This window comes from Roseibium sp. JB4-4 (assembly GCF_055693425.1).
Window position 1 is genome coordinate 5,807,863 of the sequence record NZ_CM146333.1, and the last position, 25,588, is coordinate 5,833,450.

Annotated in this window: 23 protein-coding genes and 2 pseudogenes; 15 read left to right on the forward strand and 10 right to left on the reverse strand. The window is 54.2% G+C overall.

Annotated features, from left to right (window positions below):
- Positions 1-53: 53 nt before the first annotated feature.
- The 6 genes and pseudogenes from ACZ1HV_RS27340 to ACZ1HV_RS27365 all read right to left on the reverse strand — a co-directional run bounded on the left by ACZ1HV_RS27340 (position 54) and on the right by ACZ1HV_RS27365 (position 8,193).
- Entirely contained in the window at positions 54-791 is a 738-nt protein-coding gene (locus ACZ1HV_RS27340) for a hypothetical protein (protein WP_472716901.1), read from the reverse strand.
- A 104-nt stretch (positions 792-895) separates the two neighbouring features.
- Complete coding sequence (locus ACZ1HV_RS27345; RefSeq protein WP_472716902.1) at positions 896-1,861, reverse strand: transglutaminase-like cysteine peptidase; 966 nt, start codon at positions 1,859-1,861, stop codon at positions 896-898.
- 30 nt (positions 1,862-1,891) lie between these two features.
- Positions 1,892-3,205 (reverse strand): HlyD family type I secretion periplasmic adaptor subunit, encoded by a 1,314-nt coding sequence (locus ACZ1HV_RS27350; protein WP_298818020.1) that lies wholly within the window; start codon positions 3,203-3,205, stop codon positions 1,892-1,894.
- Positions 3,205-5,451, reverse strand: a complete 2,247-nt coding sequence (locus ACZ1HV_RS27355) for a type I secretion system permease/ATPase (protein WP_472716903.1) — start codon at positions 5,449-5,451, stop codon at positions 3,205-3,207. The genes ACZ1HV_RS27350 and ACZ1HV_RS27355 overlap by 1 nt, the downstream gene beginning before the upstream one ends.
- Positions 5,452-5,555: 104 nt before the next feature.
- Positions 5,556-6,923 (reverse strand): TolC family outer membrane protein, encoded by a 1,368-nt coding sequence (locus ACZ1HV_RS27360; RefSeq protein ID WP_298818024.1) that lies wholly within the window; start codon positions 6,921-6,923, stop codon positions 5,556-5,558.
- Positions 6,924-7,261: 338 nt separating this feature from the next.
- Positions 7,262-8,193 (reverse strand): annotated as a pseudogene (locus tag ACZ1HV_RS27365) (LysR family transcriptional regulator).
- 74 nt (positions 8,194-8,267) lie between these two features.
- On the opposite strand from ACZ1HV_RS27365, the gene ACZ1HV_RS27370 reads away from it, so the two are divergent.
- The 10 genes from ACZ1HV_RS27370 (at position 8,268) to ACZ1HV_RS27415 (ending at position 18,427) form a co-directional block, all read left to right on the forward strand.
- The gene (locus tag ACZ1HV_RS27370; RefSeq protein ID WP_472716904.1) at positions 8,268-9,422 is read left to right on the forward strand and encodes an ABC transporter ATP-binding protein; all 1,155 of its coding nucleotides are present in this window, start codon (positions 8,268-8,270) and stop codon (positions 9,420-9,422) included.
- On the forward strand, positions 9,419-10,342 hold the full coding sequence (locus ACZ1HV_RS27375) for a carbohydrate ABC transporter permease (protein ID WP_298818029.1): 924 nt from the start codon (positions 9,419-9,421) through the stop codon (positions 10,340-10,342). Before ACZ1HV_RS27370 ends, ACZ1HV_RS27375 begins: the two co-directional genes overlap by 4 nt.
- Positions 10,339-11,274 (forward strand): carbohydrate ABC transporter permease, encoded by a 936-nt coding sequence (locus ACZ1HV_RS27380; RefSeq protein WP_298818031.1) that lies wholly within the window; start codon positions 10,339-10,341, stop codon positions 11,272-11,274. The genes ACZ1HV_RS27375 and ACZ1HV_RS27380 overlap by 4 nt, the downstream gene beginning before the upstream one ends.
- Positions 11,275-11,406: 132 nt before the next feature.
- Entirely contained in the window at positions 11,407-12,672 is a 1,266-nt protein-coding gene (locus ACZ1HV_RS27385; protein WP_472716905.1) for an extracellular solute-binding protein, read from the forward strand.
- 70 nt (positions 12,673-12,742) lie between these two features.
- Positions 12,743-13,567: a phosphodiesterase gene (locus ACZ1HV_RS27390; RefSeq protein WP_472716906.1), complete on the forward strand. Its 825-nt coding sequence runs from the start codon at positions 12,743-12,745 to the stop codon at positions 13,565-13,567.
- A gap of 197 nt (positions 13,568-13,764) precedes the next feature.
- Positions 13,765-14,940, forward strand: coding sequence for an alpha-D-ribose 1-methylphosphonate 5-triphosphate diphosphatase (locus ACZ1HV_RS27395; protein ID WP_472716907.1), 1,176 nt, complete (start codon positions 13,765-13,767; stop codon positions 14,938-14,940).
- A gap of 129 nt (positions 14,941-15,069) precedes the next feature.
- Complete coding sequence (locus ACZ1HV_RS27400; protein WP_472716908.1) at positions 15,070-15,738, forward strand: GntR family transcriptional regulator; 669 nt, start codon at positions 15,070-15,072, stop codon at positions 15,736-15,738.
- A gap of 24 nt (positions 15,739-15,762) precedes the next feature.
- Positions 15,763-16,773, forward strand: coding sequence for an ABC transporter substrate-binding protein (locus ACZ1HV_RS27405; RefSeq protein ID WP_472716909.1), 1,011 nt, complete (start codon positions 15,763-15,765; stop codon positions 16,771-16,773).
- 63 nt (positions 16,774-16,836) lie between these two features.
- Complete coding sequence (locus tag ACZ1HV_RS27410) at positions 16,837-17,604, forward strand: ABC transporter ATP-binding protein (protein WP_298818042.1); 768 nt, start codon at positions 16,837-16,839, stop codon at positions 17,602-17,604.
- The gene (locus ACZ1HV_RS27415) at positions 17,597-18,427 is read left to right on the forward strand and encodes an ABC transporter permease (RefSeq protein WP_472716910.1); all 831 of its coding nucleotides are present in this window, start codon (positions 17,597-17,599) and stop codon (positions 18,425-18,427) included. The genes ACZ1HV_RS27410 and ACZ1HV_RS27415 overlap by 8 nt, the downstream gene beginning before the upstream one ends.
- A 19-nt stretch (positions 18,428-18,446) precedes the next feature.
- Here the strand turns inward: ACZ1HV_RS27415 and phnE (ACZ1HV_RS27420) are convergent, their stop codons facing one another.
- The 4 genes from phnE (ACZ1HV_RS27420) to phnC all read right to left on the reverse strand — a co-directional run bounded on the left by phnE (ACZ1HV_RS27420) (position 18,447) and on the right by phnC (position 22,108).
- Positions 18,447-19,307 (reverse strand): phosphonate ABC transporter, permease protein PhnE, encoded by an 861-nt coding sequence (gene phnE / locus ACZ1HV_RS27420; RefSeq protein ID WP_298818046.1) that lies wholly within the window; start codon positions 19,305-19,307, stop codon positions 18,447-18,449.
- A 2-nt stretch (positions 19,308-19,309) separates the two neighbouring features.
- The gene (gene phnE / locus ACZ1HV_RS27425) at positions 19,310-20,224 is read right to left on the reverse strand and encodes a phosphonate ABC transporter, permease protein PhnE (RefSeq protein WP_472716911.1); all 915 of its coding nucleotides are present in this window, start codon (positions 20,222-20,224) and stop codon (positions 19,310-19,312) included.
- Between the two features lie 60 nt (positions 20,225-20,284).
- Positions 20,285-21,196, reverse strand: coding sequence for a phosphonate ABC transporter substrate-binding protein (gene phnD / locus ACZ1HV_RS27430; protein WP_298818050.1), 912 nt, complete (start codon positions 21,194-21,196; stop codon positions 20,285-20,287).
- Between the two features lie 90 nt (positions 21,197-21,286).
- Positions 21,287-22,108, reverse strand: a complete 822-nt coding sequence (gene phnC, locus ACZ1HV_RS27435) for a phosphonate ABC transporter ATP-binding protein (protein ID WP_472716912.1) — start codon at positions 22,106-22,108, stop codon at positions 21,287-21,289.
- Between the two features lie 296 nt (positions 22,109-22,404).
- Here phnC and ACZ1HV_RS27440 point away from each other — a divergent pair, with 296 nt between their 5' ends.
- The 5 genes and pseudogenes from ACZ1HV_RS27440 to ACZ1HV_RS27460 all read left to right on the forward strand — a co-directional run bounded on the left by ACZ1HV_RS27440 (position 22,405) and on the right by ACZ1HV_RS27460 (position 25,588).
- Positions 22,405-23,277, forward strand: a complete 873-nt coding sequence (locus ACZ1HV_RS27440) for a phosphate/phosphite/phosphonate ABC transporter substrate-binding protein (protein ID WP_298986837.1) — start codon at positions 22,405-22,407, stop codon at positions 23,275-23,277.
- Positions 23,278-23,453: 176 nt separating this feature from the next.
- Positions 23,454-23,821, forward strand: a pseudogene (locus tag ACZ1HV_RS27445) (ATP-binding cassette domain-containing protein); the annotation flags it as partial.
- An 18-nt stretch (positions 23,822-23,839) separates the two neighbouring features.
- The gene (locus tag ACZ1HV_RS27450; protein ID WP_472718511.1) at positions 23,840-24,091 is read left to right on the forward strand and encodes a hypothetical protein; all 252 of its coding nucleotides are present in this window, start codon (positions 23,840-23,842) and stop codon (positions 24,089-24,091) included.
- 13 nt (positions 24,092-24,104) lie between these two features.
- Entirely contained in the window at positions 24,105-24,917 is an 813-nt protein-coding gene (gene phnE, locus ACZ1HV_RS27455; RefSeq protein ID WP_298965801.1) for a phosphonate ABC transporter, permease protein PhnE, read from the forward strand.
- Entirely contained in the window at positions 24,914-25,588 is a 675-nt protein-coding gene (locus ACZ1HV_RS27460) for a class I SAM-dependent methyltransferase (RefSeq protein WP_472716913.1), read from the forward strand. Before phnE (ACZ1HV_RS27455) ends, ACZ1HV_RS27460 begins: the two co-directional genes overlap by 4 nt.

The following is a 25,588-nucleotide window of genomic DNA, read 5'->3' on the forward strand; positions in this document are numbered from 1 at the left end:
CGCGCACGAAAACGCGTCGTGTGTTTCAATGAGATTTCGTTGTGTGGAGCTGTTTAAGCTGACGTGCTGGTCTGGTTTTTTCGAAGAAGCGCTGCGCCGAAAAGACCAAGTAAGGCTGTGGCGAGGCCTGCAACGATTGCCAGGATGCGTGTTGCGTTTGGCGCGCCCAGCTGGTTCGCCAGGCCTTCGGTTTCAGACTGCGTGCTGGCTGTAACGTCGGTGCCGCTTGTACTGTCCGGAAGCAGAATGGTCAGGGTGCTTTCCGGCAGGTAGCCAGCGATGCGGCCGATGGTCGTGTCCGGGTTGTCAAATCCGGGAACGGCGGCTTCCAGCTTTGGTGTTTCGGCAATCTCCGAACCTGCAGCGAAGCTTTCAGAGATAAGCAGTTCGTCGCCGTCCGAGGTTTCAAGTGCAATGCGGCCAAAGCCCGTTTCCTCACCAGCGGCATCCAGAACGGTTTGAAGGTAGTCCTTCAATTCCCGCGCATCGAGGCTGTCAGGCTGCGCTTTCGCAATCTCGAGATATTCTGAGAGCAGGGGCAAAGATGCCAGTTCTTCAAGCCGCAGGCGAGGGGCTGTGAGCCTTGCTTCGCTCAGCGCCTCCAAGAGTTGGCTGCGTTCGGCGTTAAGTGCGGCTATTTGGCGGGAAATCTGTGTTTCCTGATGAGCGGCCAGGTAGACACCACTGCCTGCAATCAGAGCGCCGAGAAGGCAACCGCCAATGCCTAAGCAAAGGGCGGATGAAAGCTTGGACGGCTTTCGAATCGCGGCACTTTTGATTTGGTCGACCATAAACTGGCTATATCACGCTCTCCCCGGGTTTGGGGAGAGCAAATCGCTTGAGCCAGCAGGGTTTTCCATGGATCCAGCAGCTCTGCGCTGACCGAAAAAGGATCCTATTTGTTTGCCGATTTCAGTCTTGCCGCAAGGCGGACAGGCTTGCCGGCCTTTGCATCGTGTGACCATTCACCGGCAGCATTGACCGAGTAGAGCGCTTGATAATGCGGGAGATCACGTTCAAAGCGCACTCTGGAAAACCGGTTGTCTAGAATGAGCCATTTGCCCTCATGCTTGACTGACAGAACAGCATGATATTGCCGTGCAGCCGTATCGCGCAGAACGACGACGCGCATGTCTTTGTCCTTGACGCCGAGGTCCCGCAGCAGAGCGTATTTCAGGATTGCGTAGTCCTCGCAATCGCCCGCCCGTTTGTTCAGGCTTTCAACGGGGCTGGCCCAGTATTCGCCTGCCTTCCACAGCCTGTGGTCCTCGCGATAGGCAAGGAGCCGATTGACCATGTAGTTTACCTTCGGGATCTGCAGGCCGCGGCGCTTGGATTTCACCTGATCCAGGATGGCGGTATAGGTGCGAAAACTGTGACGGCTGCCGGCAGTCCCTTTTTGATCGGCGTTCAGCTCACCCAGGGCACGCTGCCAACGTTTGCTGACAGGACTGAGCGCAACTGACTTTCCAAGAGACCCGAACAGGCGCGTCGGTTTCAAGACCGTGCGTTTAACGGGTTTTTGGACTGCCACAGCCGAAGTCTTTACAGCCGGTGCTGAAACCTGCGGCTTGGCGAGAGGGCCAATTCGCACTTTCTGCAGCTCAACCGGTTTTGCCGTCGGTGCCGTTGAAATCGGTGAGAAATGCAATACGGCGGGTTTAGCCGATGCACGTGCCGTATCAAGCAGGGATGCTTGAAGAATGACCTGAACATCGTCAACGCCCGGCAGTGTCTCTTCCGCTGTCGCGGTGGAGCCAGCCGTTTGCAGAGCAATTGCGCAAATAAGCGCTTGCCAGGTTTTGGGCACAACTTTCCTGTTCGCTGCCGGCACTGCCGACGCGGTTGCACTCTGTTCCATCTGCCGATCGCCTCATTATATGTCGAGACGTCAGCGCTCCCTGAGTGCTTCGTCCCGTACCTTTTTGATCGGCTTTAAGATGTAATCCAGAACCGTTTTCTCACCGGTTAATATATCTATGGATGCCACCATTCCTGGTATTATTGGTAAAGGATCAGTATCTGAACCAAGATAATTTTTATCTGTTCTAATCATGACCCGGAAGAAACGATTACCTTCTTCATCTTCCGTGGTATCTGCACTGATACGTTCCAGGAATCCTTCAAGTCCGCCATAAACCGAGAAATCGTAAGCGGTTATCTTGACCTGCGCCTTCTGGCCAGGATGTAAAAATGCAACGTCTTTCGGGCGGATCTGTGCTTCGATCAAAAGCGTGTCTTCAAGGGGAACAATTTCCACCAGATCCGCGCCTGGTTGCACGACAGCGCCGATTGTCGTGATGTTCAGCTTGTTCACAATGCCTTTTACGGGGGACACCAGCTCCGTCCGGCGAACACGATCGGCAGCGCCTTTCATGCTTTCATTGATCACGGCGAGCTCACCACGCGCCTCTGCAAGCTGCTGGCGGGCCTCGGAAACAAAGGTCGAGGTTGCGTTGCGTGACCGCTCCTTGGCTTCTTCCTTGGCGGCGAGGGCGCGCTTAACGGACGCCTTGGTGACTGCGAGTTCACCTTCGCTCTCCTTCAATTGACGTTGAAGGCGGAGGAACTCAATCTCGGGAAGGACTTTGCGCTCAAAAAGCCGTTGGTTGATTTCAACTTCCCGCTTGAGGATCTCGATGATGGATTCCAGCTTGGTTTCCGTCGCCAACAGCTCCTGATACTCCTGCTCCTTTTGGGAAGCTTGATTGCGCAGAACGCTCAGTTCGTTGTCCAGGCTTATTTTCTTGTCGCGGTAGACGTTCTCTTCTTCTTCAATCAGTTCCGGAACCGCTTTTGTCAGAAGTTCAGGGAATTCCAGCGGAAGCTGGTCCGCTTCTGAATCCAGTCTGGCAATACGCGCCATCAGAGCCCATCGGCGCTGCCTGATTTCACCAAGCTGGGAGGAGAAGGTCGTGTCGTCGATTTCAATCAACGCCTGGCCCTCTTCAACGATGTCGCCTTCCCGGACGAATATCTTCTCAACGATGCCTGTGTCCGGTGCCTGCACGACCTGGATCTGTCTGGAGGGAATGACACGGCCATCGCCTCTTGTGACCTCTTCTATCGAGGCGAAATAGGCCCAGAGAAGCGCGACCACGAAAAGCACCAGTCCGATGCGAATGACGTTGGTCGTATATCTCGGTGGGCGTGTCTGGATGATGTCCCGAATGTCGTTTGCGTAGTTCCAATCGCCGGAGGCCATCATACAGTCCCCCGTGTGTTCTGATTGTTCACGGCCCCCAGCTCCTGAAGTTTTTTCAGGACATCCTGGCGTGGGCCGTCCAGTGCAAGCTTGCCGTAGTCAAGCGTAATCAGACGATCCGTCAATTCGACCAGGCTCATGCGATGTGTGCTGATGATAACAGTCGTGTCGGCTCTTTTGTTCTCGTTAAGACGCGCGATCAACCGTCGTTCCGACGCAAGATCCAGATGACTGGAGGGCTCATCCAGGAACAGTACGCGTGGTTTACGCAAGAGAATTCTCGCCAATGCGACGGCCTGTTTTTGCCCTCCCGACAAGAACCTTCCGCCTTCACCAACCTGGAGGTCATAGCCGAGCGGGTTCTGTGCAACAAATTCGTCAACGCCGGCGGTTCTTGCAGCCTGGATCAGCGCGTCGTCATCGGCAAACGGGTCTCCAGCACTGATATTCTCACGGACGGTGCCGCTGAAAAGCACATTGTCCTGCGACAGGAAGCCGACATTGGACCTCAGATCCGCGGGATCGAACTGCCGGGTATCGGTGCCGTCTATCAGCACCGCACCATTGGAGGGGTAATAAAGTCCTGAGGTGAGGCGGCCGATCGTGCTCTTCCCTGAGCCAACCCGACCGATCAAGCCGACGGTTTCACCCGGCGCAATCTTGAAGGAGATGTTTTTCAGACTGTCGTCTTCCGCCTCCGGATAGCGGAAGCTGACACCTTTGAATTCAACTGAACCTGAGGCGATGCGTTTGTTGATATAGGTTCTGCCGGGCTTGCGTTCCGTCTCGGTCTGCATGATTTCGTTCAGGATCTTGAACGAATGCATGGTCTGTCTCAGGCGGGTCAAGGTGTTGGCGACATTGGCGAGCGGCGCCAGAACACGGCCGGAAAGCATCATGGCCGCGATCAGAGCACCCATTGTGATATCGCCGCTGGATATGAGATAGACGCCCCAGACTATGATGCCGATTGACACCGAGGCCTGAACAAGTCCGGTTCCGGATTGAGCGATCAGCGCCCAGAAACGACCTGTCATGATGGCGGCACTGCTGGCGGCGACCGACCGCTCCCACTTGGTCTGCATGCGGCCTTCTGCATTGAGGGCCCGAACCGTATCAAGGTTCGCGATGCTTTCCACAAGGATCGAATGTCTTATGGCGCTCTCATTGTGGGATTTCTCGATAGCACCGGACAGGGGGGCCTGCACCAGAAGGCTGATACCCAGAACAATGGGAATTGCAATCAGGGGAACTATCGCGATTGGACCGACAAGCAAGAACAGCACGGCAACAAAAATGCCGATGAAAAACACATCGATGATGGATACCAGCGAGGAAGATGTGATGAATTCCCTGACGGTCTCGAATTCACGAATGTGGTTGGCAAACTGTCCGGAACTGACTGGCCTCTTTTCAAAATCAATGGCCAGCGCATGGGCAAAGACTTTGCTGGCCAATTCATTGTCGGCCTGTTTGCCGGCAACATTGATGATCTGGCCCCGTGCGACCTTCAAAATGAAGTCGAATATGAGGGTGAGAATAACGCCGATGGCCAACGCCCAAAGCGTCGGGATTGCAAAATTCGGAACGACGCGGTCATAGACGTTCATTGTGAAGAGCGGCGAGGCGAGGGCCAGGAGGTTGATGAGCAGCGCTGCAAGAGCGACATGAGCATAGTCACGCCAGTAAGACGAAATCGTGCTCCAGAACCAATGGCCTTGTCCACCAAGCGTGCGTTCGCTTACGCCGGTTTTATCGACAGAGGGCTGAACGAAAATTGCGTACCCGCTGTAGTCGTTCAAAAAATCATCCAGAGAACGGCGCAGGGTTCCCGTTGCGTATTCTGCAGATGCAAGCTCAACCGTGCCACCTTCGAAATTGATGGCGGTCAGGACCAGCATTTCAGAGTGTTTGGTTGCCACAATGCAGGGCAGGGCGGCCAGCGGAATGGCGTCCAGATCTTTTTTGTCGGGCAAGATCTTGAGGCCGCAATTCGCAGCGGCCCGACTTAAAATGCCTATCGTAAGAGTGTCTTGTGTTTTTGGCAGCCCATTCCAGATCACAGAATCTGTGACATGATAACCATGGACGCGCGCAATATACTTTAGGGCCTCAGCAAGCTGGTCTGGCTTTTTGGAAGACTGCGAGACCGCATCCTCGGTTTTCTGGTCGGTGTCGTGCTGCAGCATATCGGGCACTGGCTCGTTGGCTTTGTCACCGCATATGTCGTTAGTATCGCCTGACATTCAAGCAGGCGACAGCTCGCTTACAGCGAGTTGAAGCAAACGCGGTGCACTAAGATGCATTGTTGCTTGCCGGGACCCGGCAAACAAAATCTGCCCGACAAGTGTTAGAATTTACGTAATGGCTCGATGCCGAAGTTGGCATTCTGCGGGAAAACCGACCTGTTGTCGCGCTGACCGTCGGTTGCTTCCGGAGGAGGCGACACGCTCAAATACGCCAGTAGATCACCCGTCGTGGCACGCAACTGATACGTTGAGAAAGCGTAGATCGCGCGCGCGGAAATCAACTCGATTTCACTGTTGAAGAGTGCATTCTCGGCGTTCAGAACATCAAGCAGGGTTCTTTGGCCGATATCGTATTCCTGGCGATAGCCTTCGACCACCTGACGGTTGGCTGCAAGCTGTTCACGCAGGGCCTTAATACGTTCTGTCGTTGTGCTTACAGAGGCGTAAGAGCGTTCGATGCCTTCTTTGAGTTCCCGGCGGACACGATCCACCCGGATCTGGGTTTCAGCAAGGCGCTCACCGTATTCATTGGTCAGAGCGGCATCACGGCCGCCATTGAAGATGTTCCAGGAGAAGACAACCTTACCGGAATATTCGTTGTTGCGTCCCTCAATCCCGCCAATGTCATCGCCTACGGTCGCCTGACCGCGAAGAGAGATTTCGGGAAGGAAATTGCCCTTGGTGGACTCATATTCGTACTTGGCCGCGTCCGCGTCGGCAATCGCTGCGCGAACTGTCGGGTGCGTCTGAACGGCACTGTCAACCAGTCGTGTTACAGAGCCAGGTGGCAGGCTCGCCGGCTTGACCGGTGCGAGAGAAGCTGGTTTCTTGCCAACAACGCGCTCATATTTGGCAACAGTATCGAGCAGAGACTTGCGAACTTCACTGACGATCACTTCAGCTGCTGCAACACGTTCTCTTGCCTGTGAGAGATCGGCAGCGCCTGTTTCCCCGCCCTCAAAGCGTTGCTGAACGTCGGAGTAGATCCGGCGATGTTTTGCAACATTCATGCGAGCCTTGGACAAGATCGCGGTGTGGCGCAGAACGTCTACATAAGATTCGACAGCATCAAGGGCGGTTGCTTCGGAGCGCTCCATAACGCGCAGGGCTGCTCCATCGACGCGCGCGCTTTGGCGGTAGACTTCATTTACCGAGGTCAGTCCGTCAAAAATCAGCTGCTCGACTGTTACCGTGAACTCTTTTGAAAATCGCCACTCGTCGTTTTCATTCGCTGTGAATGAATTCGGGCGGTCCAGTCTTTCCGGTCCGAGTTCGGCAGAAACACCGACCGTCGGCAAGAACGCGCCCTGCGATCTGCGGTATTCGAAATTTCGAGCACGCCTGTTCGCCGCGCTCTCAAGCACGTCGGGACTGGTCGAAACCGCCTCCTGAACGACTTGCCGGAGGTCGGCAGCGAACGAAAAATCTACCAAGCACACACTCATCAAGAGTGCCGGAATAATACGCATTGCCCACGACGCCACTAAGTTAAAGATGTCAGCACATTATTATACGTTGCATACATTCCAAAGGACTGTTGCAACCCTGCTAATACTAATAGTTGCCAGTGTTGCCAATGTGCAACGAAATTGTGCTTAACTGCCATTTTAACGCCAAAATTAACGCTGGGTTAACTATAATTTCGGCGCTTCTGCCCGCGAAGCAGTCACTATGCACCCAAATGCGAACCGGAATTTTTCGCAAAAAGAGGTTCCAGATCCTCGAATCGGGAGATCGGAAAGAGCTCATCGGACACCGTACTTTAGGGAACGTGTCAGATTGTTTTCTTCTGGTCTTGCACGGATCGTCAGAGAATGTTGCTTGCTCGAACTTCGATCGCGGCGTCCAGGAAGCTTTGAATAAGGCGCAGTTCGCGTTTATCTGCCGGAATGGCAAGGCAATCGCGGTATTCTTCCGGCATTTCTTCAACCGGAACGGCGACAATGTTTTCGGAAGGATAAAGACTTTTCTCCAAGAGAAGCCCGATGCCGAGCCCATGCAGGATCGCTTCCTTCACCATTGGAAAGGTCGTCGTCCGCAATATCCTGGGGAACTCCAGTCCATGGTCGATCAGTTTTGAGCGGGCAATCTTTTGTGTAAGGGATCCGTCTTCGGGCAGAACCAAAGTTTCATGTTGAAGATCTGCCAGAGAGATTTTTTGCGTGCAGCCAAAGGATGGCCTTTCTGCATGTGGGCCTTGTACCTGGAACGTCGCAATTCATGGGTCACAATGGACTGACTTTCCTCAGGCTCGGTGACGATAGCGATATCGACTTGACGTTCACCCAGCAAGGTCATGGCGGTCGTCCAGTTGTAGAGCGTGAAATCGATCTGAACTTTGGGAAAGAGCCTGCCATATTGAGCAATAATGGGCATTGCAGGGCGCGGCGCATTGGCGATTAGACGTATGTGTCCGTCGGTGAGGGCGCTGTAGTCGCTTATTTTCTCGGTGACGAGTTGTTCCATGGTCGCAAGTCGGTCCGACACGGCAAAAAGCTCTCTTCCGGCCCTTGTAAGTTCAAGTCCGCTTCTGCGGCGTATGAAAAGCTGCGTTCCCATATGAACTTCCAACTTGGAAATATGCTGGGTGACAGATGATTGCGTGACACCGAGAGCTGCTGCCGCATTGGAAATACTCCCCACGCGGGCAGCAAAGGTGAAGGCCTTGATTTGATAAGGGCTTGGCGAGGCTGTCATGACAGTTCCGTAATGATGACTTTGCCAAACCGTAGCCTGCATTAGCGACGCTAATATTACGTCACAGACAGTTCAATCGGCCTCACTAGTGTCTCCTTGGAAACAGGAGCACTTAGATGACGGCGATCTCCTTATCGGCGATTGAGAAAAACTTCGGCGACACGAAAGTCCTTGAGGGAATCAATCTTGACATTGCAGACGGAGAGTTCCTGACGCTTGTCGGCCCTTCCGGCTGCGGCAAGTCCACGCTTCTTCGCATAATCGCGGGGCTCGAATCCGCAACGACAGGCGTGGTGGAAATTGGCGGAAAGCCGGTCAATGGCGTTCGACCGGCCCACCGGAACCTGGCGATGGTCTTTCAGTCCTACGCACTCTACCCGCATCTGACCGTGGCGCAGAACATGATGACGCCGCTGAAGCTGCGGGATCTCTCGGTTGTGGAACGCATGCCTATTGTCGGACCCCTGATCGCCGGCAGTTCTTATAGGGCAATCCTGGAACAAGTTCAGGAAACGGCAAAAGTTCTGAAAATCGATCATTTGCTCGACAGAAAGCCGGGTCAACTTTCGGGAGGTCAGCGTCAGCGGGCGGCGCTCGGCCGGGCAATGGTCCGCAAGCCGGTGGCGTTCCTGATGGACGAGCCTCTTTCAAACCTTGACGCCGCGCTGCGCATTCACATGCGCTCTGAGCTTGCCGAACTGCATCGATCGCTCAAGACCACCTTCATCTATGTCACACACGATCAGGCGGAAGCATTGACCATGTCCGACCGGATGGCGGTGATGATGGACGGCAAGATTCTGCAGCTCGGAGCACCGGACGAGATCTACAACAATCCGCAGGACATCCGCGTTGCCGAATTTGTCGGAGCGCCGAAAATCAACCTGTTGCCGGGCACGCTGGATGATGCCGGTCACGCACGTTGCGGAGATATGGTTCTTGCAAGGGTTGCCGAAAACGGTGTGGTCGGTTCGGTGACAATAGGTCTGAGGCCAGAACATCTGACAGTTTGCGAAAAGGGTGATGCGGAATCCTTGAGCGGCAGAGTGGTTCACCGGGAAAATCTTGGTGCGGACATCTACCTCCATATGACCGTACTTGATGGGGCTTCCCGATTGGTGGCTCGGGTTCAGCCCAATGAAGGCAACAGCATTTCCATTGGCGACGAATTGCACGTCAGACGTTTGGACGGCTGTGCAATGGTTTTTGGCAAAAACGGAAAACGCCTCGACCTGGCGTCAACCGCCACACACGTGGCGGAGGTTGCATGATGCAATCCAGCAGGGCGCATTTCTGGTTTGTCGGTCCGGCCTTGTTCTTGATGGTCGTCATTCTTCTGTTACCCATTCTGGTTGCCGGTGCCTTGAGTTTCACCAGCTACAGTTTGGGCAATTCCGGTGCGGACTTCGTTGGGCTGGAAAATTACGAGAAGATCTTCACTCGCTCCACCTATGAAAAAATGTTTGGAGCCACCTTTCGCTACGTCTTTGTCGTGGTGCCTTTGTCAGTCGGTCTGGGGTTGGGAGCTGCATTGCTCATCAGCTCTACCAAGCGTTTCAGCGACGTTTACAAAACCGTCTATTTCCTACCGGTTATGGCAGCGCTCATCGCAATGGCGATTGTCTGGGAATTCGCGTTCCATCCGACCATTGGCATCGTCAATGCAACGCTTGAACGCGGATGCGGATCGTTTCTTGAGGTCTGGAGCTGGTTTTCGCGCGGTTGCGAGCGCGGTTTTCCGCTTTGGCTCACGGATAGGGACTATGCCATCTGGACAGTTGCCTTTATCGGCGTCTGGCAGGGCTTCGGCTTCAATATGGTGCTCTATCTCGCCGGCCTGACTTCGGTTCCGCGCGAACTTTACCATGCTGCAGAAATGGATGGTGCGCGAACGGCCTGGGACAGATTTCGCCTGGTGACCTGGCCAATGCTAGGGCCGACAACGGTTTTTGTCGTCACGATTTCCTTCATCCGCTCGTTCCAGGTGTTTGACACGGTCGAAGCGTTTTATCCGCAGGGTGGGGGGCCATCGAAGTCAGTCTACGTGATGATGTTCGCAATCTATGAAAAGGCCATCCAGCAAAACCTGATGGGTATCGGGGCGGCGATCACTGTCGTGTTCCTGGCATTCGTCATGTTTTTGACGGTTGTCCAGCGTTGGCTGGTGGAAAGAAGGGTGCACTACACATGAGCGAGACAATGCACGCGGCACATTCGGCTTTCAGTGCGCCCACGTTCCGTTTTTCTGCCGGTGAGGCATTGAAACACGCGGTCTTGATCCTGGGCAGTCTGATCGTTTTGCTGCCGTTCTACGTGATGGTGAGTTACAGCCTCAAAAGCCCTGCCGAGATCATGCAGAATACCGGCGGATTTTTCGGAGCGCAGGAACTCTTCCGCGATGATTATTGCATCAAGCTTGGCAACGCCGTTGCTGACTGCATGGTGACGCCGGTTATCTACAACTACACAACAGCTTTCGAGAAAGCCCCGCTTATTCGGTATCTTTTCAACGGGATTGTGGTCACGACATCAATCTTCTTCATTCAGGTTCTGGTCGCGCTGCCCTGTGCCTATGCACTTGCGAAACTTCGTTTCTGGGGACGGGAAGCTGTTTTCGGACTCGTGCTCTTCTGCCTTCTTATCCCGGTTCATGCCATCGCCTTGCCGCTATACATCATGTTGGCGAAACTGGGACTTACCAATTCCTATGCAGCGCTGATCATACCCTGGACTATTTCAGTCTTTGGCATCTTCCTGATGCGCCAGTTCTTCATGACCGTTCCCGATGACTTGATCGATGCAGCGCGCATGGACGGAATGAGCGAATTTTCCATCATCTGGAATGTGATGCTGCCAACAGCAATCCCGGCGCTGTTGGCCTTCGCGATCTTTTCGGTGGTGGCTCACTGGAACGACTATTTCTGGCCGCGCATCGTGATTACAGGCGACCGCAGCCTGTTCACACCACCGCTCGGTCTGCGTGAGTTCAAAGGCGACGCCGATGGCGATAACTTCGGGCCGATGATGGCGACCGCCACGATCATCGTAGCACCGCTGATCGTGGCATTCCTGATCGCTCAGCGCCGTTTCATCGAAGGCATCACCTTGAGCGGGATGAAGTAGGAACCGGTCATTTGAATAAAAGGCGGGGCCACCGCAGAGCAGCGGCCCCGTTACCAGATCCCTTGAGGGATAAACCGGGTGCGGACAGTTTGGCGACCAAGCCGTACCCGTGGCAACACCACGGAGAATTTCATGAAAAAGTGTCTCACTGCAATTGCTTTTGTGCTGGCCGCAGGTTCGGCGCAAGCTCAGGACGAGAAAATCACGATCGAATTTGCTTATCCTTATTCGCATCTGTTCGACGTGACATACGAGAAGATCCTTCCACTCTTCAATGAGAAGTACCCCAACATTGAAGTGAAAATTCGCGCTTCCTACGAGTCTTATGAAGACGGCACCAACACGATCTTGCGTGAAGCCGTTGCAGACACGCTGCCGGACGTCACGATGCAGGGTCTGAACCGTCAGGCAATCCTGGTTGAAAAAGGAATTGCCAAGTCACTAGAGCCTTTCATCGAGGCCGAGGAAGACTTCGCCAAGGACGGTTATCACGATGCGATGCTCAAGCTCGGCACGTTTGACGGCAACGTGCATGGTCTGCCGTTTTCGGTCTCGCTTCCGGTCGGCTACTACAACATGGATGTGATGGCCAAGGCAGGCATTACATCAGTGGATCAGCTGCCCAAGACCTGGGAAGAAGTTGTCGCAACGTGCGGCAAGCTGCGCGAAGCCGGTGTCAAGAATCCAATGTTCTGGGGCTGGAACATCACCGGCAACTGGTTCCTGCAGGCGTTGATGTGGTCGCAGGACAAACCAACCATGGAAGATGGTGATTTCCAGATCGCATCGGATGAGGGGCTGCAATCACTCGAAACCATGAAATCCCTGTTTCGTGGCTGCGACATGCAGAACATCGAATGGAAAGCGGCGCTTGCCTCTTTTTCAGCCGGTGAAATCGGCATGATGTACTGGTCCACTTCAGCACTGGGTGCCGTAGAGCGAGCCAAAGGCGACTTTGTGCTCCAGACCAATGAGTTCCCGGGATTTGAAGCAACCGGCCCGAAAGGCCTGCCTGCTGGCGGCAATGCAGCCATGCTTGTGTCTACAAGCACCGACCCAAACGAGCTGCAGGCAGCCTGGAAGTGGCTGAAATTCATCACATCCGGTCAGGGTGCCGCCGAAGTGGCGCGCACCACCGGCTATATGCCGCCGAACAAGGCCGCAAACGAAGTGATCCTTGCCGATTTCTACAAAGAGAACCCGAACAAGGAAACCGCGGTTCGCCAGTTGCCGCTGCTGCGCGATTGGCAGGCCTATCCAGGTGACAACGGTTTGGCGGTTACTCAGGTGATTTATGACGGCCTTGAGGGTGTCGTAACGGGCGAGTTCGACGACATGGGTGAGCTGCAAAAAGAAATGGCCGAAGAGGTCAGGGAACTGCTGCCTGAAGGCAACTAGGTATCAGTTTCACTGAAACGCCGCCCGGAAACCGGGCGGCGTTTTTGCCATTTAATCAACGGAGAACGCGGTGAAACTCATTCAACTCACTGACATTCATTTGACCACACCTGGAAGTACGATCGGTGGTCGGGACCCCAATGAAAATTTCAATAAGGCGCTTGATCACGCGCTCACTCAGCACCCGGATGCAGATGCACTCATCATAACAGGAGACCTTTCCGACTGGGGAGACCGCACGGATTATGTCCGGCTTAAGGAGACGCTTTCAGGTGTTTCGGTCCCGGTTGAGCTTTGCATCGGAAACCACGATGAGAGAGATGTGTTTCTCTCTGTCTTTCCCGAACTGGTCGACGAGAACGGGTTTGTCCAGTCTGTCTTCGATATGCCGCTTGGAACCGGAATTGTACTCGATACCTGGGGCCCGGACTCGCATGCGGGCCATTATTGTGAAGCGCGGCGCAACTGGCTCGAAGGGCAACTGAGGGCGGCGTCAGGACCGGTTTTTCTGTTCATGCATCACAATCCGGTTCCGATCGGTATTGCGCCAATGGACAAGATAATGTTGCAGGATCACGAGGCCTTTGCAGCGCTGATCAAAGAGTATCGCGACAAGGTCAGGCACATTTTTCACGGCCATTGCCATCTGCCGCTGTCTGGATCGTTGCATGGTGTCCCGTTCAGCGCTCCGCGAGGGACCAATCATGCAGGTTGGCCTGATTTCGCTAACCAGGGAAACCTGAGTGCGTCTGACTTGCCTGAGAGTTACGCCGTTGTGCTGGTCAACGAGACCAGCGTTATGGTCCACATGGTCGAATATGGCTACCATGGCGACATCCGGCGAGAAGGTTCGCCTGATTATGCCGATTGGAATCGGCTGACGATGGTGCGCTGACGAGCTTTATGCACTTTTAGACGTCGTTGCAGCCTTCTGGCTCACTTCCCGAATTGTCATGCTCGCGTTTGAGAGCTGTCACAATTCTAACGGGGAACGGGGGTAGAAGGCTGTTTCGTTTTTTGAAAGATATTGGATTCCCGCCTGTTCACTGATGAACCAACCTGATTTAACGGGACGTGCCCAGAGGAGACCTCATGACATTCGCCGATAAGCGCATTCCATCTGGGAGCGAGTTCGTTGTCTTGAAAAACGCCAGGCTTGTGCTGGGTGATGAAGTTGTCTCCGGTCACGTTTCTGTATCGGATGGTGTCATCGTGTCCGTTGATACCGGTGCGATCCCTCAAGCTGGCGAAGACCTCGGTGGCGACTATCTTGTGCCGGGCCTCGTGGACATCCACACGGACCACTTTGAGAAGCATGTCTTTCCACGCGCCCATGTGCGCTGGGATCCTTTCAGGGCGGCTATGGCGCATGATGCTCAAATCATCGGCAGCGGTATCACGACCGTTTTCGACAGTCTGTGTGTTGGCGCAACCATCAAGAACCCGGAACGGCGCGAAATCCTGGCACCGATGATTGATGCTCTGGAAAAGGCACAGAGTGCAGGTATGCTGCGCGCCGAACATCTGGTCCATCTTCGTTGCGAGATTACCGACGCCGAGACGACCCGCCTAACCGAGGAAAATATTGGCAAGAACATTGTGCGCATGGTTTCGGTGATGGAACACCTTCCCGGGCGCCGTCAGAGTAAGAATATCGAGGGGTATATAGGGCGCAGAATGGCTGATACCGGCGAGTCGCGGCAGGAAGCTGAACGCGTTACCCGGGAACTTTTGAACTTTTCAGACGCAATCAGCGCGAAAGTCCGCCCGGAAGTCGTTGCTTTGGCACACGCGCACAAACTGCCATTGCTCAGCCACGACGACACCGAACTTGAACACATTGACGAAGCGATCGGCGAAGGGATCTTGATTTCCGAGTTTCCCTGCACGCTGGACGCCGCGCGCAAGGCGAAAACACACGGCATGCATGTGGTTGGAGGTGCTCCGAATGTCATTCGAGGCGGATCTCAATCAGGGAATGTCGCTGTAAGCGATCTCATGGCAGAAAACCTCGTCGATATTCTGGCGTCGGACTATGTGCCTCGCTCGCTTCTGGACTGTGCATTCATGGCAGCACAGAACGAGGCGTTTGGAGTTGATCTGCCATCCGCCATACGCTTGGTCTCCAAGACACCTGCTCACGTTGCGGGCCTGTCCGATCGGGGTGAAATCATTCAAGGAAAGCGGGCAGATCTTCTTCATGTCGGGTTGCATGATGGACACCCCTTCGTGAAGCAAGCCTGGCTTTGCGGGCGGCGTGTGTATTAAGACCAACCACGCGGTGGATATGCTTGGAGAATTGCGCTCAGCTGGCAAGCGCCGGTGCGCGGCTTCGTCATTGACAAAATAGTCAATGAAACACATAAATATCCAACATTCTTTAAATTAGGGCATAAAATGCTTTTCAGCGATCGGGGAGGCACTGATGCGACAATTGTCGCCATGTTATCTTCGGCGATCCGGAGAGATATTTCTTTCGGTGTCCTGCGGCCTGACGAAAGGCTGAAAATCGAGGCTCTTCGACAGCGCTATGGCGGCTCGAACCACTCCATGCGCGAGACCTTGAGGATCCTGGCCGCAGAAGGCATGGTCGAGGCAACCAATCAGCGCGGGTTTCGGGTGACTTCGGCGACGGAAGACGACCTTCAAGACATATTGCTTATGCGGATTGAGACTGAACGGCTCGGCTTGAAGCGGTCCCTGCGAAACGGCAATGTAGCCTGGGAGTCGCGGGTGGTTGCGGCATTTCATGGCTTGCACCGCGCCGATGTTGCAGTTCAAGAAACACCCAATGACGCGGTCGCTCTGGATTGGGATGAAGCCTCCCGGGTTTTATCTGCGGCACTTCTTTCAGCCTGCGGGTCCCGTCGCCTGATCGAAACCGCTAACAAGTTTTACAACCAGTCGCGGCGGTATCTGCTCGCTTTGTTACGTGAGGGACAAATCGACTTTGCCGTGCGCGAAAAACGTCATCAATTACTGCGTGAGGCAATTCTAGCCCGTAACGATGAATTGGCACTGTCAACATTGGAAGAAGACATCCGTGCAGCACTCCAAACGACTTAAGAACGACACCAGGGAGGAAACAAAATGACCAAATTCAATCGCCGCCAAACACTCGGCTTGATCGGCGCGGCAACGGTGACAGGACTATCCGCACCGGCATTGGCGTCAAACAGGAAGATTAAGGTTGGGGCATTGCGCTTCACGTCTCACTCCGGCAGCTTTATCGCATTTGAGCGCGGTTATTTTGCCGATGCGGGCCTGGACGTTGAGTTTCAGTTCTTCCAGGCCGCGCAGCCAATGGCCGTCGCGATTGCCTCGGGCGATGTCGACTATGCGGTCACCGCGATTTCCGGCGGCTTGATCAGTCTCGCCGACAAAGGGGCGATCAAGGTGATTGGCGGGGCGCTTAGTGAAGAAAAGGGCATTGACGGTCAGAAATTCCTGATTTCCGATGCTTCCTATCAGGCAGGAACAAAGAGCCTGAAGGACCTCGACGGCAAGAAGTATGCAGTTACGCAGGCGGGCTCATCGTTCCACTACATGGGAGCGAAGATGGCCGAAAAAGAAGGCATTTCGCTTTCCTTTACACCATTGCAAAAAGTCGGTGCGATCATCGGAGCCATGAAATCCGGGCAGGTTGATGGCTGGTCAATCGTTCCGCACATTGCCAAACCTCTGGCAAAGGCTGGTGCCTGGCATATCGTAGGCGACGTCTCTGACTATCTGCCTGACTATCAGGTCACGACCGTCTTTACGTCCGCGGGCAATGCGGCAGACGAAAAGGCGCTGACGAAAGACTTCCTTTCAGGCTTTTCCAGAGGTGTCGACGACTATGCCGCTGCCATGATCGACGGCACGGCCAGTCAGGACGAGATGATCGACCTGATCCACAAATACGTCTACACCGACCGTCCGCGGGAAAAGGCTGCTCCTTCGATCATCAATGGAACGATGCGGTTGAACAAAGGGGCTGCTTTGAACCTTGCTTCGGTGCAGGATCAACTCAGCTGGTTCCAGTCAGAAGGCCTTGTCGACAAGGACATCACGATCGACCAGCTTGTGGACACTTCCTATGTTGAAACCATTGGCGGCTAATGAAGCCGATTTGTTCGCCGCGGCGAAAAACTCTTCGAGCCAAGGTTTTGATACGGGCAGTTCATGGATATACGCCTTGAAGGCATAAGCCATCATTATGATGACTTTGAAGTTCTGCGGGATGTCACTCTCGACATTCCCGCAGGGCAAATCGTTTGTATTGTCGGTCCGTCCGGTTGCGGAAAATCGACCTTGCTGCGTTTCATCGGCGGGCTGGAGAGGCCTCGATCCGGTCGAGTTGTCCAGCTTGGACAAGCACCCGAAGGGTGCCTGAATCCGCTGACCTATATCTTTCAGGACTTTGCACTGTTGCCTTGGCGCTCTGTCGCCGGGAACGTTTCGCTGGTTCTGGAAGATCATGGAATTCGTGGTACGGCGGCGCGCGAGATCATCGAGGATGTCCTGGCACGGACAAAACTGACGGACTTTGCCAAGGCATTGCCCAAGCAGCTTTCAGGGGGCATGAAACAACGCGTTGCCATCGCCCGTGCACTTGCGGTCAAACCCGCTGTGATGCTGATGGATGAGCCACTTTCCGCGTTGGACAGTCAAACGCGGGAACTCCTGATGGACGATCTTGTCGACCTTTGGTCGCGTCAGCCGTTCACTGCCGTTTATGTGACACACAATCTTGCCGAAGCAGTTCGTCTTGGGCACAAGGTTGTCGTTCTCTCCAGGCGGCCGGGGCAAATTCAGGAAATCGTTGAAATCGACAAGCCTTTGCCGGCTCGGGAGTTCGGTGACCCGGAACTCGATGAACCGCAAAGATATCTCTGGCGCTTAATGCGTGAAGAAGCGCGGGCCGCGGATGCGGAGTTGATGAATGTCTGAGATTCATAAGGACGAAACCAAAGGGTCAGCCGTCGCTGAAAGACAGCCCGTGGCCTTTCGGGGCGGGGGCTTTGCTCCAAAGAACCGTCGCTGGATCGGCGTGCTGGTTTTTGTTCTGCTGATCGCAATTGCCGAATGGGGTACAAGGACAGGCTGGATTACCGCGCTGACATTGCCGCGGCCTTCCGACGTGCTGGAAACCTTTGGTGAACTCTATTCCAGCGGCTTGTTGTTCAAGCATCTTTTGCCGTCCTTGAGCCGTTTGGTGATTGGCGCGACGTTCGGTGTGCTCCTGGGCATTTGTATCGGTGTTCTGATCGGGTTGTTTTCGGTCATGCGATCTAGTCTCGTGCCGCTGGTTGCCGCATTGTTTCCAATCCCGAAAATCGCCCTGTTACCGCTTTTTGTCATCTGGTTCGGAATAGGTGAGGGGTCCAAATACGCTCTGATTGCATTTGGAACGTTCACGCCGACTGTCGTTGCGACTTATGGTGCCGTCGACAATGTTGATCGTACCCTTATTCGCATGGGGCAGAGCTTCGGGCTGTCCTGGCTTTCAATCGTCCGCAAGATCGTTTTGCCCGGAGCTATGCCCGGCATCTTGTCAGGTCTAAGGATCAGCCTTGCCATTGCAATCATTCTGTTGGTCGCAGCTGAAATGCTGGGCGCTGAATACGGCATTGGCGCTTATATTCTGGAGGCGGGTTCGCTTTACGATCTTGAGCGACTCTTTGTGGGTGTTGTCATTCTCTCGCTTCTTGGCGTCATCGTCAGTGCAGGGATTGGAATTCTGGAAAGGCGGTTGCTCGGCTGGCGCGTTTAGGTGGCGTGACCGAGCCGTTTCAGGATCTTGTCCGGTCATCCTTGCCGATGATGTGCTTGCGCAAGAAACCAGAAAATCCGTCGATCAGATAGACCATGAACACGATCAGGAAGATAATGGTCCAGGCCTCAGGCCAGCGATAGGCGTTGATCCTGTCCGCCAACAGGAAGCCAATGCCCCCGGCACCGACTATGCCGAGGATCGTTCCTGAGCGTGTGTTGGATTCAAAATTATAGAGAATTATCGACAAGATGACGGGAAGCGCCTGTGGCAAGACCGCAAAGCGAACCGTTTGAAGCTTGCCGCCACCGGAAGCTTTTACGCCGTCGACGGGCTTCTTCGATGTGTTTTCAATGGCTTCAGAAAAGAGCTTCGAAAATGTCCCGATCTCCGACACGGCAATTGCCAGAATGCCAGCCAACGGTCCCAAGCCAAAGGCGCGGATGAAAACAAGAGCAAGGATCAGCTGTTCAACCGCCCGCAGCGCATCAAAGCCGCGCCGTATACCAAGACGGAACCATGACGCCGGCATAATGTTCTTGGCGCCCAGAAACGCGAGCGGAAATGCAACGACCGCTCCAAGCAATGTGCCCATGAAGGCCATTGCGACAGTCTCACCAAGACCTTTGAGGATCTCTTGCCATTCGGTCCAGCTTTGCCAGACATGAGGGGGAAACATGAAGGAAAGCACATTGCCGAAACGGGTTACGCCTTCAACTATTCGCATGGGCGAGAAATCGAACGCCCACAGGCACCAACCCGTCAGAACAATGAAGGCGGATGTGCCCAAGAAGCGCAGGAGTTTGGTCCGGCGAGACGTTACAAAGGCATCGGGCACCAAAGATCTGGCTCTTTGCAGATCGGAAGATGTGTCGCTCACGATCAAACCCCTTTTCCGGTCAGGCCGATGATCCGGTGACGAACGTTTTCACTCAGCATGTCGATGACGATCACGGTTGTAAAAATGATGAGGAACAATGCCGAGAGATCGGTGTATTCCTGCAGTGACATGGCAACCCGGATTTCTTGACCCAGGCCACCTGCTCCGACAAAACCGATGATTGAGGAGGAGCGCACATTGATTTCAAAGCGCAGCAGCGTGTAGCTGATGATGTTCGGAATGACCTGTGGAACGATGCCGTAACGGATCTGATCGAACCAGGATCCCCCTGAGGCTTTGATGCCTTCAACCGGTCGCATGTCTGCATTTTCGTTGGCTTCGGAGTAAAGCTTGCCGAGCGCGCCGGTTGCGTGAAGTCCGATCGCCAACACCCCGGCAAGCGGGCCCACGCCGAAACAAAAAACGAAAATCAGTGCCCAGACGAGATCGGGGACGGTGCGTATGATCTCAAGATATCGGCGGGTGACGTTGAAAATGATCCGGTTGGGTGCCAGATTGCGGCTTGCCGGAAAACTGAGCAAGAATGCGCCGACAACTCCAAGGAGCGTCGCCATATAGGCAATCAGAATGGTTTCAACGAGCAATTGCAGCCAGATTTTCCAGCGCCAGAACCAATTGACCAGATCGCCCCACAGGGTTTCCCAATGCAGCACAGGCAGTGTCTTGTAGAGATATTCGCCGAGACGCGGCAGTCCGGCCCAGATCTTCCACATCGACACTCTGTCGCCGTTGGCAAGTGTGACATCCGTCATGTCAAAGAAACCGCCCATCCATGCAGTCACGACAAAACAGAGTGCAAAAAACACCGTTGATATCGTGTTCGTGCGCAGGGCCGACTTGCGCGCGGCGGCGTAATCAAGCTCGAACTGCTGAATAGCAGGTGATGCTGAGGTCATGACTATCAGGTCCGGTTTGTCGGGAAGAGGGGTGCCGTGACACCCCTCCAGTCGTGCCTATCAGCCGCCGCGACGCTGTTTTTTCAGCCAGTCGCGCATGTCGACAATCCACTGGTAGCGATCGTGATCGACTTCGATCCAGCCCTCCTGGGTAGAGTCTTCACCACCGGTCATTTCAATGAAAGCCAGAGTGTCATTTTCCGGAATATCCATGACGGCCTTGCGCATGTCGGCCATCAGGTCTTCAGGCAGATTGGCGCGTGCGGCAAGTGGGCCGGAGGTGATTTCCGGAGACTTCCAAATGATACAGATCGAGCCATCTTCAATCATACCCTTGGTGACCATGCGTTGCGGAATGCCGTCGGCTTCGTTGGTGATGTAGGTGGCTGCCGCATCATACTGTTTGTTGTAGACACCCAGGACGCCGGTTTCGTGTGCGCCAGAAAATGGAACGGCTCCAAAATACGTTTTTGGATCAAAGCCCTGCTTGGCCAGGTTGAAATAAGGAACAGCGTAGCCGGATGTGGAATCCGGGTCGGCAAAGGCCAGGGTTTTGCCTTTGAGGTCTTCCAGCGCCTCAATGCCACTGTCACAGCGGACCGCGACCACCGAGTAGTAGCCTGTGGAACCATCTTTCTGAAGCCGGGACACCAGCGGAACGACGCCACCATTGGTTTCAGTATAGGCGGCCGCATATGAAGACGAGCCAAAAAATGCGAACTCGATCTGATCGGCCGCAATTGCCTGGATCACACCATCATAGGAGCCGGCGGTAAAGATCTCGACTTCCACGCCGAGCTGGTTTTCAAGATACTTCTCGAACGGTGTGTAGCGCGCAATCCTGTCTTTTTCATTTTCGCCGGACAGAATGCCGAATTTGACGGTCTTGTACTGATCTTTCCAGCCTTCCGACATTGCCGGGGAGGCGGCGAGGACGACAACAGATACTGCTGCTGCGAGAATGACCTTCATCGTAGTGCTCCTTTGATGCCGGGCTTCCGGCGGTTGATACGGCATGTGCCGATCCGAGTTTGCGAAAGCGAAGCTTCGTTTCCGCGGATTTCAGGTTCCAACGGCCTTGATTTGCGGGCGATGCGAGCCGGAGGAAATCGACGTCGACGTCACGGCTTCGTTGAAGTCAGTGCCGAGTTCGCCGGCACCGTAGATTTCTCTGACTTTTTCGCTGGTCAATGCCTCCGGCGCACCGTCAAACCGCACTTGTCCAGCGCGCATGGCGATAATGCGGTCGCAATACGCACGAGCCGTGTCGAGTGTGTGCAGGTTGACCAAAACGGTAAGGCCATCGGACCGGTTGATTTCCCGAAGCGCATCCATCACGCGTGTGGCATTGGCCGGGTCGAGCGAGGCGATAGGCTCATCTGCGAGCATAATGCGCGGGTTCTGAACGAGGGCCTTGGCAATCGCAACTCTTTGCTGCTGTCCGCCGGACAATGTTCCTGCACGCTGCAGCGCTTGAGGCACCAGGTCCAACCGGTCCAGCGCGTCTATGGCACGACTTCGGTCTGCTTCGGTAAAGGAGCGCGCCATCGATCGCATGAAGCCAGTGCGAGCTATCCGTCCCACCATGACATTGGTCAGGACGTCCATGCGCTCGACGAGATTGAATTGCTGGAAAATCATTGCACAGGATGCACGCCAAAGCCTGAGCTCGCGGCCACGCAAGGCTGTGACATTCTGACTTTCGTAAACAATAGATCCCTGGCTTGGATCGGTCAGCCGATTGATCATCCGCAACAGCGTGGATTTGCCTGCGCCTGAACGACCAATAACGCCGACCATCTGGCCTTTGGGAATGACAAGAGACACCGCATCGACCGCGGTCAGGTCCCCGAACTGTTTGGATAGCTGTTCAACGAGTAACATTGGCCCCTCCGGAAAACGGAGTGCCAACTAGCAATAAACCTGGCGGTTCAGATGTCTAAACGGTTATACTTTTATGAAATTTTGTGAAAACTTCATCCGTTTTGTTTGCCGGTAAAGGAGTAAAAGAAGGCAAAACAAACATAAATTCCCTTTTTTCATAATATTGTAATTTGACGTTTTTTTCTTTTTTGGAAAATTTCGTAAAATTTACATGATAATTTCACATTCAAAGACTTGCTAGTCGCTACGCTCTTCTTGCTCGCCACTTCGGTTGAGCAAAATGAGGAGTTCCCACAATGAGTATCTTGAAATCCGCCGTTTTCGCGGCTGCAGCGCTTGCGATGTCTGTTTCATATTCTTTCGCTGATACATTCAAACTCGCGGTTACTGATGTTGAAGGGCTGGAGCGTTTGCAGGTTGAATGGGGTCCTTTCAAAGAGGCTCTTGAGAGCGCAACCGATCATTCTTTCGAGTTTTTTCCGGTCACAAGCCGCACGGCAGCAGCTGAAGCTCTGCGCGCCAAACGCGTCGACTTTGTCGTTACCGGTCCGGCCGAATACATCGTCATCAACAAACTTACCGAAGCGACCCCGCTCGTCGGACTTGGTCGTCCTGACTATTTCTGTGCAATCGTTGTGCGTGCAGACAGTGGCATCACCAAGCCAGCGGATCTCAAGGGTAAAAAGGTCGCATTCGGTGATATCGGTTCGACGTCCAATATGCTTTGTCCGATGCAGCTGATGGCAGACTATGGCGTGGATCCCGTCAAAGACGTCGAAAATCTGCATACTTCTCGCAACATCGCCCATGAAGCTTTGAAAAAAGGCGATGTTGCCGGCATGGGTATCAATCACAATTCCTGGCTAGGTGTGCGAAACAAAGATGAAACCGTTCCCAACGGCTTTTTTCGGGTGATTGCACGTTCCGGTGATCTCCCAAATGACATGCTGATGGTCGCTTCGCATGTCGATAAGTCCCTGTCGGAAGATGTTCGCGAGGCAATTCTGGACAACAAGGACGCCATCATCACGGCGATCATATCGCATGAGGAAAACGACAAGTATGGTGGAATGGATCTGGTTGCCATCGAAGACGGTGCTTACGATCTTGTCCGGTCCATGTATACCACAGCCGGCTTCCCGCAATACGACAAGTTTATTGGCGAATGATGGCGCAAGCCCTGTTCAAGTCCGCCGGTGCGAAAGCTCCGGCGGTAAACCCGGTTCCGGTGCCGGCCAGTACTTCCGTGGATTTGAACGTGTCGGGTTTGCACAAGAGTTTCGGCAAAGGTCAGGCCGTTCTTTGCGGAGTTACATTTGCAGTTCATCACCGCGAAGCCGTGGCAATGATCGGTTCCAACGGTGCCGGTAAATCTACTGCTCTGCGCTGTGCATTAAGGCTGATCGAACCGGAAGCTGGGACAGTCTCTCTTTTTGAGGAAAACATCTCGTGTGCGGGTCAGAAACAGCTCAGGGCAGTACGGGCTGAAGTCGGCTTTGTTTTTCAAAAACACAATCTCGTGCCGCGATTGTCCGCGCTTACAAATGTTGTTCATGGCAATCTTGGTCGTTCCGGTGGAATTCGCGGATGGTCGCACTCGTTTACTTCGTACGAATTGCGTGCTCGGGCAATGGCTTGCCTTGAACGGGTTGGCCTTGCTGATCAGGCGATGAAGCGAGCCGATCAACTTTCAGGGGGCAGTCGCAACGCGTCGCCATAGCGAGAGCCTTGATGCAACGGCCGCGAATGATCGTTGCAGACGAACCAGTCGCTAGCCTTGACCCTGTCGCCGGTAGGGAAGTGATGGATCTCTTTCACCAGTTGACCCGCGAAGAAGGGATCACGCTGCTGTTTACATCGCACAATGTTCAGCAAGCGCTCGACTATGCGGATCGGATTTTAGCGATCAAGCAGGGCGAAATTGTTTTGAACGCGCCAAGTTCAACCCTCCATTCAGGGGACCTCAACAAGCACTATGGTTGATCGAGGACACACAGTGGCGCACAAGTTGCCAGGCAGAATTGAGCGACCGGGTGCATTGCGGTTCACCACATATGTGGCATTGGCCGCATTTATGATCTGGGCGTTTCAGGGAGCGGGTTGGTCGGTTTCAGCACTTGTCTCAGGTGGTCCGGCAATGGCGGACTTTCTAGCACGCGCCTGGCCTCCTTCTTTTGAACGAATGCCGCAACTTTCCGGAGCTTTGCTGGAAACATTTCAGATGGCACTTGCCGGCACTTTTATCGGTATCGTTGTAAGTCTCCCGCTGGCAATACTGGCCGCCAGAGGATTGATCGGCACCTCGATGCCATCTCGAGCCATCTACACTGGTGCGCGGTTGCTAATTGCATTTTTTCGCACTGTTCCAGATCTGGTCTGGGCGCTGGTCTTTGTCATTACAGTCGGTTTGGGGCCTTTCGCAGGAACGCTTGCTATTGCGGTCGACACCATTGGTTTCTGTGGCAGGTTTTTTGCCGAAGCAATGGAAGATGCTGAAAAAGGGCCCCAGGAGGCTCTTACGGCAGCTGGTGCCAGGAAAATAGACACTGTCTTTTGCGCCGTCGTTCCTGCAGCCATGCCCACGTTCATAACGACGTCTTTGTTCGCTCTTGAAAAGGCCACTCGCTCGTCAGTCGTACTCGGCCTCGTTGGCGCGGGCGGGATCGGCATCGAACTGAAAGTGGCTATGGATTTTTTCGACTATCAACTCGCCATGACCATCATCTTGATGATTTTCATTCTGGTTCTTCTCGTTGAGAGGATCGGAAGCATTAGCCGCACACGTCTATTGGAAGGAACCTCGCGATGAGTGAATCTCAAATTCAGCAAAGGACCGATACAGCTCACCTAGCCTGGGATAAACGCTGGCAAACGGAAGAGGGAAGAGCCGATTGGACGCGTCCCAATGAGGACGTTGCAAGTTTGATCGAAAAGCTGCAGGCAGACGCACCGGTAAAAGCCCTCGATCTCGGCTGCGGTGTGGGGCGGCATGCGCTCGCTTTTGCGCGGGCCGGTTTTGAAACCCATGCGATTGATCTATCTGAAACGGGGCTTACGCAAGTCCAAAGAAGTGCTGCTGAGTCTGGGCTCGCTGTCCGGACACAAGTCGCGCCGATGACAGCATTGCCATTCGAGGACAACAGCTTTGACTATGTCTTGTCTTTCAACGTCATCTATCACGGTAACCCGGATGTCGTGAAAAAGGCGATTACCGAAATTGCTCGCGTTCTGAAGCCGGGTGGGACCTATCAGGGCACGATGCTTTCAAAACGGAACAGCAATTTCGGACTCGGTACAGAGATCGCTCCCGATACTTTTGTTAAAGAAGGGGACGACGACAAGGACCATCCACATTTTTACTGTTCAGCTGCCGAGCTGGTTCACCTTTTCGAGGCATTTGAACTTCGCTCTCTGGAAGACAAGTTGCATAGAAAACCTGGGTCCTGGCACTGGCACATGATTGCAGATCGGAGGGATTGA

Bases quoted from the DNA above. Each gene is read 5' to 3' on its own strand.
- ACZ1HV_RS27340 (WP_472716901.1), bottom strand. From the start codon at position 791: ATGGTCGACCAAATCAAAAGTGCCGCGATTCGAAAGCCGTCCAAGCTT.
- ACZ1HV_RS27345 (WP_472716902.1), bottom strand. From the start codon at position 1,861: ATGGAACAGAGTGCAACCGCGTCGGCAGTGCCGGCAGCGAACAGGAAA.
- ACZ1HV_RS27350 (WP_298818020.1), bottom strand. From the start codon at position 3,205: ATGGCCTCCGGCGATTGGAACTACGCAAACGACATTCGGGACATCATC.
- ACZ1HV_RS27355 (WP_472716903.1), bottom strand. From the start codon at position 5,451: ATGTCAGGCGATACTAACGACATATGCGGTGACAAAGCCAACGAGCCA.
- ACZ1HV_RS27360 (WP_298818024.1), bottom strand. From the start codon at position 6,923: ATGCGTATTATTCCGGCACTCTTGATGAGTGTGTGCTTGGTAGATTTT.
- ACZ1HV_RS27370 (WP_472716904.1), top strand. From the start codon at position 8,268: ATGACGGCGATCTCCTTATCGGCGATTGAGAAAAACTTCGGCGACACG.
- ACZ1HV_RS27375 (WP_298818029.1), top strand. From the start codon at position 9,419: ATGATGCAATCCAGCAGGGCGCATTTCTGGTTTGTCGGTCCGGCCTTG.
- ACZ1HV_RS27380 (WP_298818031.1), top strand. From the start codon at position 10,339: ATGAGCGAGACAATGCACGCGGCACATTCGGCTTTCAGTGCGCCCACG.
- ACZ1HV_RS27385 (WP_472716905.1), top strand. From the start codon at position 11,407: ATGAAAAAGTGTCTCACTGCAATTGCTTTTGTGCTGGCCGCAGGTTCG.
- ACZ1HV_RS27395 (WP_472716907.1), top strand. From the start codon at position 13,765: ATGACATTCGCCGATAAGCGCATTCCATCTGGGAGCGAGTTCGTTGTC.
- ACZ1HV_RS27400 (WP_472716908.1), top strand. From the start codon at position 15,070: ATGCTTTTCAGCGATCGGGGAGGCACTGATGCGACAATTGTCGCCATG.
- ACZ1HV_RS27405 (WP_472716909.1), top strand. From the start codon at position 15,763: ATGACCAAATTCAATCGCCGCCAAACACTCGGCTTGATCGGCGCGGCA.
- ACZ1HV_RS27410 (WP_298818042.1), top strand. From the start codon at position 16,837: ATGGATATACGCCTTGAAGGCATAAGCCATCATTATGATGACTTTGAA.
- ACZ1HV_RS27415 (WP_472716910.1), top strand. From the start codon at position 17,597: ATGTCTGAGATTCATAAGGACGAAACCAAAGGGTCAGCCGTCGCTGAA.
- phnE (WP_472716911.1), bottom strand. From the start codon at position 20,224: ATGACCTCAGCATCACCTGCTATTCAGCAGTTCGAGCTTGATTACGCC.
- phnD (WP_298818050.1), bottom strand. From the start codon at position 21,196: ATGAAGGTCATTCTCGCAGCAGCAGTATCTGTTGTCGTCCTCGCCGCC.
- phnC (WP_472716912.1), bottom strand. From the start codon at position 22,108: ATGTTACTCGTTGAACAGCTATCCAAACAGTTCGGGGACCTGACCGCG.
- ACZ1HV_RS27440 (WP_298986837.1), top strand. From the start codon at position 22,405: ATGAGTATCTTGAAATCCGCCGTTTTCGCGGCTGCAGCGCTTGCGATG.
- ACZ1HV_RS27450 (WP_472718511.1), top strand. From the start codon at position 23,840: ATGCAACGGCCGCGAATGATCGTTGCAGACGAACCAGTCGCTAGCCTT.
- ACZ1HV_RS27460 (WP_472716913.1), top strand. From the start codon at position 24,914: ATGAGTGAATCTCAAATTCAGCAAAGGACCGATACAGCTCACCTAGCC.